A 19250-nucleotide genomic window follows, 5' to 3' on the forward strand; every position below is an offset into this window, starting at 1 on the left:
GGTGAACGCCCTGCATACTACTGTAATAAGGATGCTTAGTATGGGGGAGATTGTTTATGGAGCAATTAGTAAATGAGCTTATAGAAGCAAATGTTGGTCGCGTGTTAGTGGATGAACCGTTAGCACGTTATACAACTATGAAAATAGGTGGACCAGCTGATATTTTAATTGTGCCAAAGCATGTTGCCGGTATTGAAAAAACGTTGCAGTTAGTAAAGAAATATAAAACAAAGTGGAATGTAATTGGTCGCGGTTCGAACCTTCTTGTATCTGATCTAGGTATAGAAGGTGTCGTTATTCGTTTAGGAGAAGGATTAGACCACTTAGAAGTCGAAAAACATAGAGTAAGAGTTGGTGGTGGGTATCCCCTAATTAAATTATCAACTTTACTTAGTCGGCAAGGGTTAGCCGGTCTGGAGTTCGCAAGTGGTATTCCAGGAAGTGTTGGCGGTGCAGTGTATATGAATGCAGGAGCACATAATTCGGATATATCAAACATATTATCAAAAGCTCTTATTTTGTTTGAAGACGGAACAATTGACTGGTTAACGCATGGAGAAATGGAGTTTTCCTATCGTACATCTGTATTGCAAACGAAACGTCCTGGTATTGTTTTGGAGGCTGAGTTTCAATTACAAATAGGTGAGCGTGAGAGAATTGTAAGTGTTATGCAAAAGAATAAAGATTACCGTCGTGAAACACAGCCATGGAATCATCCGTGCGCAGGAAGTGTGTTTCGGAATCCAACTCCATACTTTGCAGGAGATTTAATAGAAAAGGCGGGGCTTCGTGGTTATCAAATAGGTGGAGCTCAAATTTCTGAAATGCATGGAAATTTTATTATTAATACTGGGGGAGCCAGCGCGCAAGATGTCTTATCTTTAATTGCATTAATAAAACAAACAATTAAGGATAAATTTGGCGTAGAAATGCATACAGAAGTAGAAATCATTGGAAGATAACGGTTATTCGTTCCGCTCATTATCATTTATGTTATAATAAGAAGATAAGAACGGCATGAGGAACATGCCGTTCTTTATGTTACGTAGGGGGATCGTACATGAAAAATAGTAAAGTGATTAAACTACAGGATCGTGTACCAAAGTTAAAAAATCAACAGAAGAAAAAGAAGAAAAATGTTAATCATCGGTTGATTTTATACATATCAATTTTATTTTTATTAGTGCTCTTTTTAATTTATTTTCGATCTCCGCTTAGCAATATAAAAAAGATAAGTGTGTTTGGAAATCATTATATGACAGATGAACAAGTGATGAAGGAATCAGGTGTGACGTATGATACAAGTTATTTCCGGGTGACAGCACATAAAGCAGAAGAAAACTTAACGAAACGAAAAGAAATTAAAGCAGTAAATGTAAAGAAACGTTTTCCAAATAAAATTGACGTTCATATTGAAGAATATTTAACGATTGGTTATATAAACAAAGATGGGAAATTACAACCGTTATTAGAGAATGGGAAAACACTTGATGTACTCCCGAACGGAAAGCTTCCTGTTGCAGCGCCAATTTTTGAACCTTTTAAAGAGGAGAAGATGAAGGAGTTAATTGCTGAGCTTGAAAAATTAACACCAACTATTTTAAGGTCTATTTCTGAAATTCGTTATTCACCGACGAATGCGAATGAAGACCATCTTACCTTATATATGAATGAAGGGTATGAAGTAAGCACAACGATTCAAAATTTCGCAAAGCGTATGGAAACCTATCCACTTATCTTAAAAACAATTGAGCCGGGTAAAAAGGTATTAATTGACTTAGAAGTAGGGGCATATACGAAAGAATTAGAAGCGGAAGAAAAAAAAGAATAGAACGATAGTTTTCCCTACTTAATAGTAGAAAAAACGAAACGAATGTTCTGCTTGATGCATAGGAATTTACAAGAATGGTTCATTTGATGAAAAATATGTAAAAATTCTTAGATTCATACTAGGATTGGTACAAGTTTCACTTTTCTATGAGTACATCTTAGTGTAGACTTATACTTGGCGGTAATCTTTACACTTGAAATAGAATTATTTCAAGATAAGCAGTTATTCATAGTTTACTGCGATATTCTTAAATGAATGTTAAATAAAAATAAGAAAAATATAGGGTTAAAAAAGGGAAACGTATAAAGACGTTGAATATTTTTCTTATAAATAGTAAAGTTGCGATTGTTGTTCCATATATTGAGTTGTATGGTATAAATAAAGAAGGAGGTGCCAAAGAATGAACAGCAATGAAATATATGTTAGTCTTGACATCGGTACATCCAATGTTAAAGTCATCATTGGTGAAATGGTTAATGACAGCTTAAACATTATTGGTGTTGGAAATGTAAAATCAAATGGTTTAAAGAAGGGATCGATAGTTGATATAGACGAGACTGTTCGATCAATTAAAAAAGCAATTGAACAAGCTGAGCGCATGGTGGGAATCCACATTGAGCAAGTTGTAGTAGGTGTCAATGCAAACCAGGTACAGCTACTTCCTTGTCACGGAGTAGTCGCTGTTTCAAATGAAGATCGTGAAATCGGGAATGAAGATGTCTTACGCGTTCTAGATGCAGCACAAGTTGTGTCAATTGCTCCAGAACGTGAGTTTATTGATGTGGTACCTCGACAGTTCATTGTAGACGGTCTTGACGAGATTAACGATCCGCGCGGGATGATCGGTGTAAGATTAGAAATGGAAGGTACACTTATTACAGGCTCGAGAACTTTACTACATAACCTACTTCGTTGTGTAGAAAAAGCAGGTCTTGAAATTGTTGATATTTGTCTTCAACCTTTAGCGGCTGCAACAGTTGCTATATCTTCAGATGAAAAAAATAGAGGAGTAGCCCTTGTTGATATGGGGGGAGGATCTACAACTTTATCTATTTTTAAAGATGGAGAGTTACAAGCGACGAGCGTATTACCATTAGGTGGAGACCATATAACGAAAGATATTGCGATTGGGTTGAAAACTTCAACAGAAAATGCAGATCAAATTAAGTTGAAATATGGACATGCTTTTTATGATACAGCGTCTGAAGAAGAGATGTTTACGGTTCCTATTATGGGAAGCGATCAAACAGAACAATATTCTCAGTTGGAATTATCGGATATAATAGAGGCTCGTGTAGAGGAAATTTTAATGTTTGTTCAAGATGAAGTGCGTAAGTTAGGAGTAAAGCAAGTAGCTTCTGGTTATGTACTAACTGGTGGAATTGCTTCTATGCCAGGTGTTCTTGATCTTGCATATGATATTTTACATGAAAATGTTCGTATAGCAACTCCTGATTATATTGGCGTGCGTGAGCCCCAATATACAAGTGGAGTAGGATTAATTAAACATTCTTATCAAAAAGCTAAGTTGCGTGGGAAAAATGTGCAGGAAAAACAAGAGCATTTTGAACCAGTACCAGCACAAGCTCCAGCGCCGGTACAACAGCAACCTGCGAAACAAAAAACTCGTAATCAAAACAATAATAATCAAAATGATGACCGTATGATGTCAAAAGTAAAACGTGTATTCCGTTATTTATGGGATTAAAATTGGACACGAAAAATGAGGTTCTAGGGGGATTTCGACATGTTAGAGTTTGATACTACTCAAGATCAATTAGCGAATATAAAAGTTATCGGTGTCGGCGGTGGCGGAAACAATGCTGTAAACCGTATGATTGAACACGGTGTACAAGGTGTAGACTTTATCGCTGTGAATACTGATGCACAAGCATTAAATCTATCAAAAGCTGAAACGAAAATGCAAATTGGTGGAAAATTAACACGTGGACTTGGTGCAGGTGCAAACCCTGAAGTAGGGAAAAAAGCTGCAGAAGAAAGTAAAGAACAGATCCAAGAAGCACTTCGTGGTGCTGATATGGTATTCGTAACTGCTGGTATGGGCGGCGGAACTGGAACTGGTGCAGCTCCAGTTGTTGCTCAAGTGGCAAAAGAATTAGGTGCATTAACAGTTGGTGTTGTAACACGCCCATTTACATTTGAAGGACGTAAGCGTGCAACACAAGCGGCATCTGGTATTGCGGCATTTAAAGAAAATGTAGATACACTTATTGTAATTCCAAACGATCGCTTATTAGAGATTGTTGATAAAAACACGCCAATGTTAGAGGCATTCCGTGAAGCAGATAACGTATTACGTCAAGGTGTTCAAGGTATTTCTGATTTAATTGCAACACCAGGTTTAATTAACTTAGACTTCGCAGACGTAAAGACAATTATGTCTAATAGAGGTTCTGCTTTAATGGGTATTGGTTCTGGTAATGGAGAAAATCGTGCTGCTGAAGCTGCGAAAAAAGCGATTTCTAGTCCATTATTAGAAACATCTATTGATGGAGCTCAAGGTGTTATCATGAACATTACGGGTGGAGCTAACTTAAGCTTATATGAAGTACAAGAAGCGGCAGACATTGTAGCTTCAGCTTCAGATCCAGAAGTAAATATGATCTTCGGTTCGGTTATTAATGAAGGATTAAAAGATGATATCGTTGTAACTGTAATTGCAACTGGTTTTGATGATACAATTGCAACTCAACCACCAAAACCAATTATCCGTCCGAATGTGAATCACACGCAACAACAGCAACAGCCAGTAGCTCAACCACCAAAACAACGTGAAGTAAAACGTGAAATGAAGCGTGAAGAGCCGGTTGTACATGAGCGTCATTCAGATTCAGATGATATCGATATTCCAGCATTCTTACGTAATCGTCGTAGACGATAAAAGAAAAGGAGCATTTATGCTCCTTTTTTGTTTTATACAGGGAAAAGATCTGCTAAGCAGGTCTTTTTTTATTTTATATATTTTAATCTATTCCGCTATTTGCCGGATAGCACGATTGGTGCGTGGTGATTAAAGTTTCACTTTATATGTAAGTAAAAAGTATATAGCATTCTATGAAACATTTACTTTTATTTTTTACCGACAGATTATGTCTAGAAAGCACAAAATAACAAAAAAACACCTCCGCAAATTGACACACTTTCCTATTGGATATGCATTATACTAGTCTCAACTTAAAAAAAGAGGTGAATTGTTTGGTTGTTTACGCCGACGTTGTTTGGTTGTTAAACGCCTGCATTGATTTTCTTTTACTTTTATTAACAGCTACCGTGTTAAAAAAGAAGATCAAAAGATGGAGGCTTGTGTTAGGGGCATTGATAGGTTCAACCATTGTTATTTTTGCCTTTACTCCTTTTGCTTCTATGATGACACATCCGATTATGAAACTACTGTACTCGTTACTTATTGTGTATACAGCATTTGGGTTTACAACATTTAGAAATTATGCACAAACTGTTTTTACTTTTTACTTTGTAACCTTTATGGTTGGCGGAGGATTAATGGGCACTCATTTCTTTTTGCAAACGAATGAAATGGTAAATGGGTTGGTTCAATCTCAATCAATTTCTTACGGTGACCCAATTAGTTGGTTGTTCGTTATTTTTGGTTTTCCAGTCATTTATTATTTTTCTAAAAAGCGTATTGAAAGCGTAGAGGTTACAAAAATACACTATGATCAAATTGTGAAATTGAAAATTCAATTAGCTGAAGAGGAACTAGAACTCGCAGGTTTAATTGATAGTGGGAATCAACTTTACGACCCGTTAACGAAAACACCTGTTATGATTATGCATATTTCATCATTAGAACATTGTTTGCCAGCTTGGTTAACAGAACAAATTTATTCCAAAACACAGATTCCTCAAATACCAGAAAATGATTCTGGGTGGGCGACAAAATTACGCTTAATTCCTTTCCGAGCAGTAGGAGTAGAGAATCAATTTTTATGGGCAATTAAGCCAGAAAGTGTACAAATTTATCATGAAGGTAGTTCTATTGTCGTGAATAAAGTATTGATTGGATTAAATACACAACAGTTGTCAACCAATGGAGAGTATCAATGTATTGTGCATCCGAAAATGTTAATTTCGCAAAAGATGGTAATTGCTTAATAATGGGAGGCGGGATAATATGATGAAATTAAAATTTTATTTAGTATACCTTTGGTATAAAGTATTGTTGAAATTAGGAATTAAGACCGATGAAATTTATTACATTGGTGGAAGTGAAGCGTTACCACCGCCGTTAACGAAAGAAGAAGAGGAAGTTTTATTAAATAAATTGCCAAAAGGAGATCAGGCGGCAAGGTCGTTACTGATTGAACGTAATTTACGGCTAGTCGTATATATAGCAAGAAAGTTTGAAAATACAGGGATAAATATTGAAGATTTGATTAGTATTGGAACAATCGGGCTTATTAAAGCGGTAAATACATTTAATCCAGAAAAGAAAATAAAATTAGCAACATATGCCTCACGTTGTATCGAAAATGAAATCTTAATGCATTTACGCCGCAATAATAAAAATCGTTCAGAAGTTTCTTTTGATGAACCACTTAACATCGATTGGGACGGGAATGAACTTTTATTATCAGATGTATTAGGGACAGACGATGATATTATTACAAAAGATTTAGAAGCTACTGTTGATCGTCATCTTCTAATGAAAGCATTACATCAATTGAATGATCGTGAAAAACAAATTATGGAACTTCGGTTTGGGCTCGCTGGAGGAGAGGAAAAGACGCAAAAAGATGTAGCGGATATGCTTGGGATTTCACAGTCATACATTTCGCGTTTGGAAAAAAGAATCATAAAAAGGTTACGAAAAGAATTTAATAAAATGGTGTAAAGAATAAGACCAGCCGTTATGTAGGCTGGTCTTATTCTCTTTCGTTGTATGAGGAAGGACAACGAAAATGAAAAATGAAGAGAAAACCGCATGCATAAAATCCCCTTCAAAGGAAATACTTTACACTGTACAGCAACTCCCGATAGGAGGGAACACTTTGACGAGAAACAAAGTAGAAATTTGCGGTGTTGATACAGCTAAACTTCCCGTACTAAAAAATGATGAAATGCGTAAATTATTTCGTGAAATGCAAAGTGGAGAGATAAGCGCAAGAGAGAAATTAGTGAATGGAAACTTACGTCTTGTACTGAGCGTCATCCAAAGATTTAATAACAGAGGAGAATATGTTGACGATTTATTTCAAGTTGGTTGCATCGGACTTATGAAATCCATTGATAATTTTGATTTAGGCCAAAATGTAAAATTTTCAACGTATGCTGTGCCGATGATTATTGGGGAAATACGCAGATATTTGCGTGATAACAATCCGATTCGCGTATCTCGCTCATTACGAGATATTGCGTATAAAGCGTTACAAGTAAGAGAAAAGTTGATTGCAGAAAATTCAAAAGAACCAACAGCAATGGATATTGCAAAAGTGCTTGAAGTGACTCATGAAGAAATCGTTTTTGCTTTAGACGCAATTCAAGATCCAGTTTCATTATTTGAGCCGATTTATAACGATGGGGGGGATCCTATCTTTGTTATGGATCAGTTAAGTGATGAAAAACAAAAGGACGAGCAGTGGGTTGAAGAGTTAGCTCTAAAAGAAGGAATGAAGCGTTTAAATGATCGTGAGAAAATGATTATTCGAAAACGTTTCTTCCAAGGAAAAACACAAATGGAAGTTGCAGAAGAAATTGGGATTTCTCAAGCACAAGTGTCACGTTTAGAGAAATCAGCTATTAAACAAATGAATAAAACGATTCAAGGATAAGGTTTCACCATTTATGGTGAGACCTTTTTATATGTCATATAGTTTGTTTGCGCTCATAGTAGGGTAGCTGTGTTCATATAATGAAAATAATATGAAGTTGGTAAGAGGTTGCTTCCTGTTCATTTGAGAAACAATGTTTTTTCGATTCGTCATATATAAGGGAGAGGATGAAAGTGATACAAATTTCGGAATTGCAGATGAAAGATATAATAAATGTTTCAGACGGAAAAAGGCTGGGTAATATTGGTGATATTGAAATTGATATGAACACAGGGAAGATCGATTCTATTATTATTTCTAAACAGGCACGTATGTTTGGGATTTTTGGGAAAGATGTAGAAATTGTAATTCCTTGGAAAGAAATTGTGAAAATTGGGGAAGATGTCATACTTGTTAGAGTAAATCCTGTTAATTCTGTAACAGAATCAATACAAACACCGACAATTTCATAAAGAATATTACAAATTCCTCTTTTTTTTCTGTTAGGATTATGAAAAAATAAAAGTATGGTAAAATAGACAGGAAGTACCATGCTTTTTTATGTTATTTTAATTAAAAGGAGCAGCCTTATGAGAGAACCATTTAAATATGTGGACGGTATACTGTATTTAGAAGCGTGGAAAGAACTTGGAAACATTACTGCTGGATTTACGACAAAAGATGGTGGAGTAAGTACGGGCTCCTTTCATGCAATGAATTTAGGATTACATGTGAATGATATTGCCGAGAACGTTCATGAAAATAGACGCATTTTAGCAAATAAGTTACAAAAACCATTAGAAAATTGGATTTGCTCTGAACAAGTTCATGATCATCATGTTGAAAAAGTAGGACAACAGGAAAAAGGAAGTGGCGTTTATTCATATGAAGACGGCATTTCAAAAACAGATGGCATTTATACGACTAATAATGATGTTCTTTTAACATCTTGTTATGCGGATTGTGTTCCACTCTATTTTTATGCACCATCACATGGTATGATAGGACTTGCGCATGCTGGATGGAAAGGGACTGTAAAAGAGATTGCAAAAGAAATGATTCAAAAATGGAATGCAGAAGGGATTTCGAGTGATGAAATTCATGTTGCGATTGGACCAGCAATTGGATCTTGTTGTTACGTTGTTGATGATCGAGTGTTAACAGCAGCAGAGCAAGTAGTAAACGGTTCTGTTCCTTATAAAAAAGTTTCTGACGGACAGTACGCAATTGATTTAAAAGAAATTAATCGTATATTATGTGTACAAGCAGGCATAAAAGAAGAGAATATTGTAATATCATCTCTTTGTACAAGCTGTGAAGAACAACTGTTTTTCTCTCATCGTCGTGATCAAGGTAAGACAGGGAGAATGTTGAGTTTCATAGGTTTTAAGGAGGATGAAAGCAAGTGACAGTACAAACAAATTTAACAACTGTAAACGAAGCAATTAAACAATCTTGCGCGCGAGTGGGACGTTCTTTGCAAGATATTAAACTCGTTGCAGTTACAAAAACGGTAGGAATTGAAAAAACAAACGAAGTAATTGAAGCAGGAATTATCGATTTAGGTGAAAATAGAAATGAAGGTTTCTTACAGAAGTATGAACATTTCGGTTCAAAAGTGAATTGGCATTTTATTGGATCATTACAAACGAGAAAAGTAAAAGAAATCATTAATGAAATCGATTATTTACATTCATTAGATCGTCTTTCACTTGCAAAAGAAATTCAAAAACGTGCGGATAAGAAAGTGAAATGTTTTATTCAAGTGAAAACATCATCTGAAGAATCAAAGCAAGGATTGGCAATAGAAGAAACCGTTTCTTTTATTCAAAGTTTGCAAGAATTGGATAAGATTGAAGTGGTTGGACTAATGACAATGGCTCCGTTTACAGAAGAAGAGGAAGAAATCAGACGCTGTTTTAAGACATTACGTATGCTACAAACAGAGGTGCAGGAGTTAGAATTATTACATGCGCCATGTAAAGAATTATCAATGGGAATGTCTAATGATTACACGATTGCAATTGAAGAAGGTGCTACATACATTCGTTTGGGGACGATTTTAGTAGGAAAAGCGTAAAAGGAAGGAGAATCTTATTATGAGTTGGTCAAAAGTAAAATACTTCTTTTTTGATACACCTGAAGAAAAAGAAGCGGCTCAATATAGTTATGAAAAGGAGCAAACGGACATGAAGAAGCAGCAAGATCCGCCAGAACAACAAGATGTTACGTTTCCAAAAGCGCAAACGAAACAAAATGTTGTGAGCATTGAAACAGCGAAGCAATCCTCAAAAGTTGTTTTATTAGAACCACGCACATATTCGGAAGCGCAAGGAATTGCGGACCATTTAAAAGGTAGACGAGCTGTTGTAATTAATTTACAACGAATGTCTACGGATCAAGCTGTACGTATCGTTGACTTTTTAAGTGGTACTGTATACGCTATAGGCGGGGACATTCAAAAAATAGGACCGAAAACATTTATGTGTACGCCTGAAAATGTAGATATAGTTGGTGCAATTTCAGAGTTATTCGGTGAAGAAGAAGACACAAATATAAAGAGGTGGTAATACGCCATGGAAACAGTTTTAAGGCTTTTAGTTACTGCTATCGAGATTTACTCGTGGGCACTTATTATTTACATTCTCCTATCATGGTTCCCAGGTGCAAAGGAATCAACTTTCGGAGATTTTCTTGCCCGTATTTGTGAACCGTATTTAGAACCATTTCGCAGATTTATTCCGCCGCTTGGTATGATTGACATCTCACCACTCGTTGCGATTTTTGCGTTGAAACTTGCTACAAGTGGTTTAGTAACTTTATTCGGCTATTTCTTATAGTAAGAGGTTAAATACATGAGCATCTACGAGCATTTTAGACCTGATGAAGTGGTCTTTGTGGATAAAGTGTTAGAGTGGAAGCGAGCAGCAGAGTACCATCAAGTGAAGTTAACAGACTTTCTTGATCCAAGACAACAACAAATTGTCACGATGGTAATAGGACAAGGAGATGTTGCTGTACAATTTGATGGTGCAACGTCTCAAGCAGAGCGCAAAAGAGCACTCATTTATCCGGACTATCTAGTAATAAATGAAGAGGAATTTCAAGTAGAAGTATTGGAAATTGACTATCCTTCCAAGTTTTATACGCTAGAGCATAGGCAAATATTAGGTACATTTATGTCTCTCGGTTTAACGAGAGAAAAATGTGGTGATATTTTGCTTCAAGAAGATCGTGCCCAAATTGTAGTCGCGAAAGAAGTTGTATCTTATATTGAGATGAACTTACAATCTATAGGAAAAGTGAAAGTCTCCTTATCACCAGTGCAAGGGGAAAAAATTCTACAGATACAAGAAACGTGGGGGGAGAAATCCGGAACGGTTTCTTCACTTCGTTTAGATGTTATGTTAGCTGAAATGTTACATATATCTAGGCAAAAAGTACAACCTTTCATAAAAAATGGTTTAGTAAAAGTGAATTGGAAAACAGTGGAGCAAACCTCTTATGAATGTTATCCAGGAGATGTTTTTTCAGTGAGAGGATATGGACGCAGTAAATTGTTTTCTGTAGAAGGTAGAACAAAGCGCGACAAATGGAGAATTTTGTATGGTATACTAAAATGATTGGTTTTTTAGAAGGAAATCCTCCTATTTTGTCGAAGAAAAGATATAATTGAAAGAGGAAATTTAGATAACTACTTGGAGGTGGCGTTGTGCCGTTAACACCATTAGATATTCATAACAAAGAATTTGGTCGCGGATTCCGTGGCTATGATGAGGATCAAGTAAATGAGTTTCTTGATCAAATTATCAAAGATTATGAATTAGTCATTCGTGAGAAAAAAGCTTTAGAAGAACAAGTTGCGCAATTAGAAGGGAAGTTAGATCATTTCTCTAATATTGAAGATACGTTAAACAAATCTATCGTTGTTGCACAAGAAGCAGCGGAAGAAGTAAAACGTAATGCCCAAAAAGAAGCGAAATTAATTGTACGTGAAGCTGAAAAGAATGCAGACCGTATTATTAACGAAGCTTTAGTAAAATCAAGAAAAGTTGCTTTTGATATTGAAGAGCTAAAGAAACAAGCGAAAGTATTCCGCACTCGTTTCCGTATGTTATTAGAAACACAGCTTGAAATGTTAAACAACGATGATTGGGATAAACTAATTGAGTTAGAAGACGAAGTAGACGAGCTGTTGAAAAAAGAAGAAACAGTGTAAGCTTGACGTTTTTCTCATTATTACATATAATTTTAAACAACATATTTATTAAGAAAAACGAAGATAGGGATAAGTACCTTTTTCATACCTTATATAGCGAACTGAGGATGGTGTAAGCTCAGGATAAGGAGATAATGGGAATATCACCCTGGAGTTCCGCGCTGAACAAATAGAGTAAGCGTAGGCGTATATTCGCGTTAAGAATATAAAGAGGATTGTATACATACGTATAGGATCTACTAGGGTGGTACCGCGGGAGACTTTCTCGTCCCTTTTTGGGATGAGAAAGTCTCTTTTTTATTCCGTTTTTTAGGTCTTTCTTTTATACATGTAAGGAGGAATTGAGCATGGAGTACAAAAATACATTACTAATGCCAAAAACAGAGTTCCCAATGCGTGGGAATTTACCAAAACGTGAGCCTGCAATGCAAGAAAAGTGGGCGGAAATGAATATTTATGAAAAGGTACAAGAACATACGAAAGGTCGTCCTTTATTTGTACTGCATGATGGACCTCCATATGCGAATGGTGACATTCATATGGGACATGCATTAAATAAAGTATTAAAAGACTTTATCGTTCGTTATAAATCAATGACTGGTTTCTGTGCGCCATATGTCCCAGGTTGGGATACACACGGTTTACCAATTGAACAAGCTTTAACAAATAAAGGTGTAAAGCGTAAAGAAATGACAGTTGCTGAGTTCCGTAAGTTATGTGCAGAGTATGCATATGAACAAGTAGAACGTCAGCGTGAGCAATTTAAGCGTTTAGGTGTACGTGCTGATTGGGATAACCCATACATTACTTTAGAGCCAGCTTATGAAGCACAACAAATTAAAGTGTTTGGTGATATGGCGAAAAAAGGTTATATCTATAAAGGACAAAAACCAGTTTACTGGTCACCAACGAGTGAATCAGCTTTAGCAGAAGCTGAAATTGAATACCAAGATAAAAAATCAGCATCTATTTACGTAGCATTCCCTGTAAAAGATGGAAAGAACGTATTAGAAGGTGATGAGAAATACATTATCTGGACAACAACGCCTTGGACGTTGCCTGCAAACTTAGGTATTTCTGTTCACCCAGAACTTGAATACGCTATTGTAAAAGTAAATGATGAAAAATATATTATTGCTTCTGAACTATTTGAGACAGTTGCAAAAACGTTAGAGTGGGAAAATGCTGAAGTTGTGAAAACGGTAAAAGGTAGTGAGCTTGAGTATACAGTTGCAAAGCATCCATTCTACGATCGTGATTCATTAGTTATGCTAGGAGATCACGTAACAACGGATGCAGGTACAGGTTGTGTTCATACAGCACCAGGACACGGGGAAGATGACTTTATTGTTGGTAAAAAGTATGGCTTAGAAGTACTTTGCCCAGTTGATGATAAAGGTGTATTAACAGAGGAAGCACCTGGATTTGAAGGCTTATTCTATGATAAAGCTAACAAGCCAATTACAGAAAAATTAGAAGAAGTAGGCGCATTACTGAAGCTAACATTCATTACGCATTCATATCCACATGATTGGAGAACGAAAAAACCTATTATTTTCCGTGCGACAGCACAGTGGTTTGCATCTATTGAAGCATTCCGTAAAGAGTTATTAGAAGCTGTTGCGGAAACAAAATGGGTACCAGCATGGGGTGAAACTCGTCTTCATAACATGGTTCGTGACCGTGGTGACTGGTGTATTTCTCGTCAGCGTGCATGGGGTGTGCCAATTCCTGTATTCTATGCTGAGAATGGTGATCCAATTATTACGGATGAAACAATTAACCATGTAGCTGATTTATTCCGTGAACACGGTTCTAACGTATGGTTTGAGCGTGAAGCGAAAGATCTATTACCAGAAGGATTTACACATCCAGGTAGCCCAAATGGTGAATTCCGTAAAGAAACAGACATCATGGATGTATGGTTCGACTCAGGTTCTTCTCACCAAGCGGTATTAGAAGAGCGCAATGACTTACAACGTCCAGCAGATTTATATTTAGAAGGATCTGACCAATATCGTGGTTGGTTTAACTCTTCATTATCGACAGCAGTTGCTGTAACAGGAAAAGCGCCATATAAAGGCGTACTAAGCCACGGTTTCGTATTAGATGGTGAAGGGCGTAAAATGAGTAAGTCGATTGGAAACATCGTCGTACCGAAGAAAATTATGGATCAATTAGGCGGAGATATTTTACGATTATGGGTATCTTCTGTTGACTATCAATCTGATGTACGTATTTCGGATGATATTTTAAAACAAGTAGCAGAAGTGTATCGTAAAATCCGTAACACATTCCGTTTCTTATTAGGAAACTTAGACGACTTTAAGCCAAGTGAAAATACAGTAGCTGTAGCTGAACTTCGTGAAGTAGATCGTTACATGTTAGTGAAATTAAATGACTTAATTACAAAAGTAAAAGAAGCATATGAGACATACGACTTCGCTGCTGTATATCATGCAATTCATAACTTCTGTACAATTGATTTAAGTTCATTCTACTTAGACTTTGCAAAAGACATTTTATACATTGAAGGTGCGAACCATGAAGATCGTCGTGCAATTCAAACTGTATTATATGATGTTCTTGTTGCATTGACGAAACTTGTAACACCAATCTTACCGCATACAGCTGATGAAGTATGGCCATACATTCCAGGCGTAACAGAAGAAAGTGTACAATTAACTGATATGCCAGAAGCTGTACAATTAGATGATGCGGAAGCATTAAAAACAAAATGGGATGCATTTATGACATTGCGTGATGACGTATTAAAAGCGTTAGAAGTAGCTCGTAATGAAAAGGTAATCGGTAAGTCATTAAATGCAAGCATTACGCTATATCCAACTGCAGAAATGAAAGCTATGTTAGAGTCTATTAACGAAGACTTAAAGCAATTATTCATCGTTTCTGAGTACAAACTTGGTGGCATGATGGAAGAAGCGCCAGCAGATGCACCGAAGTATGAACATACAGCGGTTGTTGTTGCTCAAGCAACTGGTGAAACATGTGAACGTTGTTGGGTAGTTTCAGAAACAATTGGTAAAGACGCTGAACATGAAACATTATGTGAGCGTTGTGCAACAGTTGTTAAAGAAAATTATGTAAAATAATAAGGGATGACTGCACGTAAAGTGCAGTCATTTTTTTGTTAACAGTATATTGAAATAACTTTCACTCTCTTTCCTATGAAGGAAAAATGTGTGAGAGGTAAGCATATAAATTTCGGACACACTAATCGTACATTGCAACTGGGAGGAATGTACACGTGAATGAAATGTATATGGAAATCAAAGAAGAATTGCAATTGATGCGAAAAGAGTTACAAGAGAGGCTAGCTAAAGAGGTCATGCACAAATATGATACAGAGTTTAGCGAAGAGCTTGGATATGAAATGAAGGAAGAGATAAAGAAAAAACTTTTGTTACATGATATAAAAGAGGATTTAAAAGATGTAGAACGTGCATTATTTAAAATGGAAATAGATATGTATGGTATTTGTGAAGACACAGGGAGAGTCATTTCGGTAAAACAAATGAAAACGATGCCGACTGCCCGTACCATTCATGAATTTTTCTATGAAAAAGTAAATGTATGAATGTGCACAACGATATTATATTACCTTTTTTTAATTTATTTTATTCTTCTATAAAGGTTCATTGTGAAAAGGTTGCAGCTATGCTAAAATTTTGAGGTACACTGTCTTTGTGGGGGAAATGAAAATGATATATTATGTAATAGCGTTATTTGTCATTGCCATCGATCAAATATCGAAATGGCTAATTGTAAAGAACATGGAATTAGGTACGAGTATTCCGATTATCGATAATGTATTATACATAACATCACATCGAAATAGAGGAGCTGCTTGGGGCATTTTAGAAAATAAAATGTGGTTTTTCTACATTATTACAGTCGTTTTTGTAGCATTTATCGTATTTTATATGAAAAAATATGCAAAAACAGACAAGCTTCTAGGAATTTCATTAGGTCTAATTTTAGGCGGAGCAATTGGTAATTTTATTGATCGTGTATTTAGACAAGAAGTAGTGGATTTCATTCACGTGTATATTTTCTCGTACAACTATCCAGTATTCAATATCGCTGATTCAGCATTATGTATTGGTGTTGTATTAATTATTATTCAAACATTATTAGAAGGCAAGAAAACGAAGGAGTAATTGAATGAGTGAAGTAGTACAAGTAACAGTTGCAGAAGAACAAAAAAACGAGCGAATTGATAAATTCGTTGCAGGAATAAATAATGAATGGTCACGTACACAAGTACAACAATGGATTAAAGATGACGTTGTGACAGTTAATGGAAAAGCTGTAAAAGGGAATTATAAAGTTAGAGAAAATGATGAAATTACAGTGACGATTCCTGAGCCAGAAGAGTTAGATATTCAGCCAGAAGATATGAACTTAGAAATTTATTATGAAGATGCAGATGTACTTGTTGTTAATAAGCCGCGTGGTATGGTTGTACATCCAGCACCAGGTCATACAAGTGGAACGCTTGTGAACGGTCTTATGCACCATTGTACAGACTTATCGGGTATTAACGGTGTAATGCGTCCAGGTATCGTGCATCGTATTGATAAAGATACATCAGGCCTATTAATGGTTGCTAAAAATGATATGGCACACGAATCACTTGTAAATCAACTTGTAGCAAAAACAGTAACAAGACGTTACAAAGCGATTGTACACGGTGTTATTCCGCATGATAAGGGAACAATTGATGCTCCGATTGCTCGTGATAAGAAAGAACGTCAAAGTATGACGGTTGATGAAAATGGTAAGCATGCTGTTACGCATTTCCAAGTGTTAGAGCGATTCAAAGATTTCACACTTGTAGAATGTCGCTTAGAAACAGGGCGTACACACCAAATTCGTGTTCATATGAAATATATTGGCTATCCACTTGCAGGAGATCCAAAGTATGGACCAAAGAAAACATTAGACATGAATGGACAAGCACTTCACGCAGGTATTTTAGGATTTGACCATCCTCGTACTGGTGAATATATTCAGTTTGAGGCACCGATTCCAGAAGTGTTTGAAGACGCATTAAATATTTTACGAAAATAGTATTGACAAATCATAAGAAAACTGAGATACTGACAACAGTTAAATAATGATCCTTTAACACAGCCCCGTGAGGTTGAGAAGGTAACGGTTTGAAATACATAGGGTATGCTGTACCCTTTTTCAAAAGTCCTCTCGCACACGCTGAGAGGACTTTTTTTATACCATTACTCTCACGCAAGAAAAAAGCTTGGAGGTGTAGAGCATGCAAGAGAAAGCTGTCGTTTTAGATGACCAAATGATTCGCCGCGCTTTAACACGAATTAGTCATGAAATCGTGGAACGAAATAAAGGTGTCGATAATTGTGTTCTTGTCGGAATTAAAACTCGTGGAATTTTTATTGCACAACGTTTGGCAGAACGAATTGGTCAAATTGAAGGAAAAGAAATAGAGGTTGGAGAGCTAGACATTACGTTATATCGTGATGATTTAACGCTACAATCGAAAAATAAAGAACCACTTGTAAAAGGTTCTGATATCCCTGTAGATATTACGAAGAAAAAAGTTATCCTTGTGGATGATGTATTATATACAGGCAGAACTGTTCGAGCAGCAATGGATGCTCTTATGGATTTAGGTAGACCATCACAAATCCAACTAGCGGTTCTTGTTGATAGAGGTCATCGTGAACTACCAATTCGCGCTGATTATGTAGGAAAGAACATTCCAACATCAAGTGAAGAGCGTATCGAAGTTGATTTGCAAGAGACAGATCAACAAGATCGAGTAAGCATATACGATAAGTAAAGCCCTTTTAAATGTAGTCCTGTGAGGCTGCCAAAGGGTCTTGGCTTTCATATGTCAAATTTGGCATACGAAAGTGTAGGACTCTTTGTGCACAGGCACAAAGAGTTTTTTTATTGCAAAGATTTAAACTGAAGGAGGATGTAACAATGGAACAAAAGCCAGTGTTAGACGTTAATGAAGTACCGAAACCGGGAAAATGGTTATTTTTAAGTATACAACATTTGTTCGCGATGTTTGGATCAACAGTGCTTGTTCCATTTTTAACAGGATTGAATCCGTCAGTAGCATTAATATCAAGTGGATTAGGAACGTTAGCGTTTCTTCTTATAACGAAAGGTCAAGTACCTGCCTATCTTGGATCATCATTTGCCTTTATCGCACCGATTATAACAGCGAAAACGGCAGGGGGACCCGGAGCAGCAATGCTTGGTGGTTTGCTAGCAGGACTTGTATACATCTTAATCTCACTCGGAATTAAGAAATCAGGATCAAAGTGGATTATGAAATTACTACCACCAATCGTAGTTGGTCCAGTAGTAATGGTAATCGGGCTAGCTTTAGCACATACAGCAGTTAACATGGCGATGAATGGTGCGGATGGCAAATATAGCTTTACACACTTTTCAGTAGCATTAGTAACATTAGCAATTACAATCATTTGCTCCATATTCGGGAGAGGGTTCTTCAGTATCATACCAGTGTTACTTGGAATCATCGGAGGTTACATCTTCGCTTACTTCCAAGGACTAGTAGACTTAAAGCCGATAGCTGAGGCAAAATGGTTTGTTGTACCAGATTTCACAGTACCATTTGTAACATACACACCAGAGTTTTCATGGAAGATTGTACTCTTGATGGTACCAGTTGCACTAGTAACAATTTCAGAACATATCGGACATCAAATTGTATTAGGGAATGTTATTAAAAGGGATTTAATTGAAAAACCAGGTTTACACCGTTCGATCTTCGGTGATGGAGTAGCAACATTAATCGCATCACTAATCGGTGGACCACCGAATACAACGTATGGTGAAAACATCGGTGTGCTAGCAATTACAAGAGCGTACAGTGTATACTTATTCATCGGTTCAGCGGTATTCGCAATCATGTTCGGATTTATTGGTAAGATTTCTGCGCTGATTCATTCGATCCCAACACCAGTTATGGGTGGTGTATCCATCTTACTATTCGGTGTAATCGCATCAAGCGGATTACGCATGATGGTAGACGATAAAACAGATTTAAGTGACAAACGAAACTTAATGATTGCATCAGTAATACTAGTAATCGGTATTGGTGGAGCGGTACTTCACGTAGGAGAATCATTCCAAGTAGAAGGAATGGCACTAGCAGCAATTGTAGGTGTACTGTTAAATCTACTACTACCGGAAACGAAACAAATAAAACAATCTAACCAGATTGCTTCATAATAATAACCTTTTAATTCAGTCCTGTGAGACCGGAAAGGGTGGCTTCTTTCTTGCACCCTAGTCTCACACGACTAGGGTATTTTTATGCAAAGGTTGTTATAAAAATACAAAAGTGGTAACATAAAAATCAGAAAGATGAGGG

The 19250-nt window shown here is 36.5% G+C and carries 20 protein-coding genes and 1 other annotated feature; all 20 genes read left to right on the top strand.

What is annotated here, in order from left to right; translation table 11 throughout:
• The first annotated feature begins 56 nt into the window (after positions 1–56).
• Positions 57–962 (top strand): UDP-N-acetylmuramate dehydrogenase, encoded by a 906-nt coding sequence (gene murB, locus RCJ96_RS04995; protein WP_416503908.1) that lies wholly within the window; start codon positions 57–59, stop codon positions 960–962.
• Positions 963–1060: 98 nt separating this feature from the next.
• Positions 1061–1831, top strand: a complete 771-nt coding sequence (divIB, locus tag RCJ96_RS05000; RefSeq protein ID WP_000798224.1) for a cell division protein DivIB — start codon at positions 1061–1063, stop codon at positions 1829–1831.
• Between the two features lie 400 nt (positions 1832–2231).
• On the top strand, positions 2232–3539 hold the full coding sequence (ftsA, locus tag RCJ96_RS05005) for a cell division protein FtsA (RefSeq protein WP_001087555.1): 1308 nt from the start codon (positions 2232–2234) through the stop codon (positions 3537–3539).
• Positions 3540–3578: 39 nt separating this feature from the next.
• Positions 3579–4733, top strand: coding sequence for a cell division protein FtsZ (gene ftsZ / locus RCJ96_RS05010; protein ID WP_000888991.1), 1155 nt, complete (start codon positions 3579–3581; stop codon positions 4731–4733).
• A gap of 314 nt (positions 4734–5047) precedes the next feature.
• On the top strand, positions 5048–5965 hold the full coding sequence (gene spoIIGA, locus RCJ96_RS05015) for a sigma-E processing peptidase SpoIIGA (protein ID WP_000261994.1): 918 nt from the start codon (positions 5048–5050) through the stop codon (positions 5963–5965).
• A gap of 19 nt (positions 5966–5984) precedes the next feature.
• Positions 5985–6704 carry an RNA polymerase sporulation sigma factor SigE gene (gene sigE / locus RCJ96_RS05020; RefSeq protein WP_000976948.1) on the top strand — a complete coding sequence of 240 codons (720 nt, stop codon included), beginning with the start codon at positions 5985–5987 and terminating at the stop codon, positions 6702–6704.
• A 157-nt stretch (positions 6705–6861) separates the two neighbouring features.
• Positions 6862–7641, top strand: a complete 780-nt coding sequence (gene sigG, locus RCJ96_RS05025; RefSeq protein ID WP_000197753.1) for an RNA polymerase sporulation sigma factor SigG — start codon at positions 6862–6864, stop codon at positions 7639–7641.
• A 167-nt stretch (positions 7642–7808) separates the two neighbouring features.
• A complete protein-coding gene (locus tag RCJ96_RS05030; RefSeq protein WP_001998116.1) occupies positions 7809–8093 on the top strand; it encodes a YlmC/YmxH family sporulation protein in 285 nt (94 codons plus the stop codon).
• 117 nt (positions 8094–8210) lie between these two features.
• Positions 8211–9029: a peptidoglycan editing factor PgeF gene (gene pgeF / locus RCJ96_RS05035; protein WP_074606278.1), complete on the top strand. Its 819-nt coding sequence runs from the start codon at positions 8211–8213 to the stop codon at positions 9027–9029.
• Positions 9026–9700, top strand: a complete 675-nt coding sequence (locus RCJ96_RS05040) for a YggS family pyridoxal phosphate-dependent enzyme (protein ID WP_316148994.1) — start codon at positions 9026–9028, stop codon at positions 9698–9700. Before pgeF ends, RCJ96_RS05040 begins: the two co-directional genes overlap by 4 nt.
• 19 nt (positions 9701–9719) lie before the next feature.
• Complete coding sequence (locus RCJ96_RS05045; RefSeq protein ID WP_000119138.1) at positions 9720–10190, top strand: cell division protein SepF; 471 nt, start codon at positions 9720–9722, stop codon at positions 10188–10190.
• A 6-nt stretch (positions 10191–10196) separates the two neighbouring features.
• The gene (locus tag RCJ96_RS05050) at positions 10197–10460 is read left to right on the top strand and encodes a YggT family protein (RefSeq protein WP_000450918.1); all 264 of its coding nucleotides are present in this window, start codon (positions 10197–10199) and stop codon (positions 10458–10460) included.
• Positions 10461–10475: 15 nt separating this feature from the next.
• Positions 10476–11243, top strand: a complete 768-nt coding sequence (locus tag RCJ96_RS05055; RefSeq protein WP_000029725.1) for a YlmH family RNA-binding protein — start codon at positions 10476–10478, stop codon at positions 11241–11243.
• Positions 11244–11332: 89 nt separating this feature from the next.
• The gene (gene divIVA, locus RCJ96_RS05060) at positions 11333–11839 is read left to right on the top strand and encodes a septum site-determining protein DivIVA (protein WP_001131612.1); all 507 of its coding nucleotides are present in this window, start codon (positions 11333–11335) and stop codon (positions 11837–11839) included.
• Between the two features lie 51 nt (positions 11840–11890).
• Positions 11891–12115, top strand: a binding site (T-box leader).
• Positions 12116–12186: 71 nt separating this feature from the next.
• Complete coding sequence (ileS2, locus tag RCJ96_RS05065; protein WP_316148997.1) at positions 12187–14952, top strand: isoleucine--tRNA ligase; 2766 nt, start codon at positions 12187–12189, stop codon at positions 14950–14952.
• A gap of 155 nt (positions 14953–15107) precedes the next feature.
• Positions 15108–15437 (top strand): TraR/DksA family transcriptional regulator, encoded by a 330-nt coding sequence (locus RCJ96_RS05070; protein ID WP_001004661.1) that lies wholly within the window; start codon positions 15108–15110, stop codon positions 15435–15437.
• 124 nt (positions 15438–15561) lie between these two features.
• Complete coding sequence (gene lspA, locus RCJ96_RS05075) at positions 15562–16020, top strand: lipoprotein signal peptidase LspA (protein WP_000642177.1); 459 nt, start codon at positions 15562–15564, stop codon at positions 16018–16020.
• Between the two features lie 4 nt (positions 16021–16024).
• Positions 16025–16933 carry an RluA family pseudouridine synthase gene (locus RCJ96_RS05080; RefSeq protein ID WP_000005838.1) on the top strand — a complete coding sequence of 303 codons (909 nt, stop codon included), beginning with the start codon at positions 16025–16027 and terminating at the stop codon, positions 16931–16933.
• A gap of 202 nt (positions 16934–17135) precedes the next feature.
• The gene (pyrR, locus tag RCJ96_RS05085; RefSeq protein WP_001156487.1) at positions 17136–17678 is read left to right on the top strand and encodes a bifunctional pyrimidine operon transcriptional regulator/uracil phosphoribosyltransferase; all 543 of its coding nucleotides are present in this window, start codon (positions 17136–17138) and stop codon (positions 17676–17678) included.
• A 146-nt stretch (positions 17679–17824) separates the two neighbouring features.
• Positions 17825–19108, top strand: coding sequence for a uracil permease (uraA, locus tag RCJ96_RS05090; RefSeq protein ID WP_316148999.1), 1284 nt, complete (start codon positions 17825–17827; stop codon positions 19106–19108).
• Positions 19109–19250 lie beyond the last annotated feature (142 nt).

The sequence above is a fragment of the Bacillus sp. BSL6 genome (assembly GCF_052928345.1).

Bases quoted from the DNA above. Each gene is read 5' to 3' on its own strand.
- RCJ96_RS05030 (WP_001998116.1), top strand. From the start codon at position 7,809: ATGAAAGTGATACAAATTTCGGAATTGCAGATGAAAGATATAATAAAT.
- sigE (WP_000976948.1), top strand. From the start codon at position 5,985: ATGATGAAATTAAAATTTTATTTAGTATACCTTTGGTATAAAGTATTG.
- ileS2 (WP_316148997.1), top strand. From the start codon at position 12,187: ATGGAGTACAAAAATACATTACTAATGCCAAAAACAGAGTTCCCAATG.
- ftsZ (WP_000888991.1), top strand. From the start codon at position 3,579: ATGTTAGAGTTTGATACTACTCAAGATCAATTAGCGAATATAAAAGTT.
- murB (WP_416503908.1), top strand. From the start codon at position 57: ATGGAGCAATTAGTAAATGAGCTTATAGAAGCAAATGTTGGTCGCGTG.
- ftsA (WP_001087555.1), top strand. From the start codon at position 2,232: ATGAACAGCAATGAAATATATGTTAGTCTTGACATCGGTACATCCAAT.
- RCJ96_RS05080 (WP_000005838.1), top strand. From the start codon at position 16,025: ATGAGTGAAGTAGTACAAGTAACAGTTGCAGAAGAACAAAAAAACGAG.
- lspA (WP_000642177.1), top strand. From the start codon at position 15,562: ATGATATATTATGTAATAGCGTTATTTGTCATTGCCATCGATCAAATA.
- RCJ96_RS05045 (WP_000119138.1), top strand. From the start codon at position 9,720: ATGAGTTGGTCAAAAGTAAAATACTTCTTTTTTGATACACCTGAAGAA.
- pgeF (WP_074606278.1), top strand. From the start codon at position 8,211: ATGAGAGAACCATTTAAATATGTGGACGGTATACTGTATTTAGAAGCG.
- RCJ96_RS05050 (WP_000450918.1), top strand. From the start codon at position 10,197: ATGGAAACAGTTTTAAGGCTTTTAGTTACTGCTATCGAGATTTACTCG.
- pyrR (WP_001156487.1), top strand. From the start codon at position 17,136: ATGCAAGAGAAAGCTGTCGTTTTAGATGACCAAATGATTCGCCGCGCT.
- divIB (WP_000798224.1), top strand. From the start codon at position 1,061: ATGAAAAATAGTAAAGTGATTAAACTACAGGATCGTGTACCAAAGTTA.
- RCJ96_RS05055 (WP_000029725.1), top strand. From the start codon at position 10,476: ATGAGCATCTACGAGCATTTTAGACCTGATGAAGTGGTCTTTGTGGAT.
- uraA (WP_316148999.1), top strand. From the start codon at position 17,825: ATGGAACAAAAGCCAGTGTTAGACGTTAATGAAGTACCGAAACCGGGA.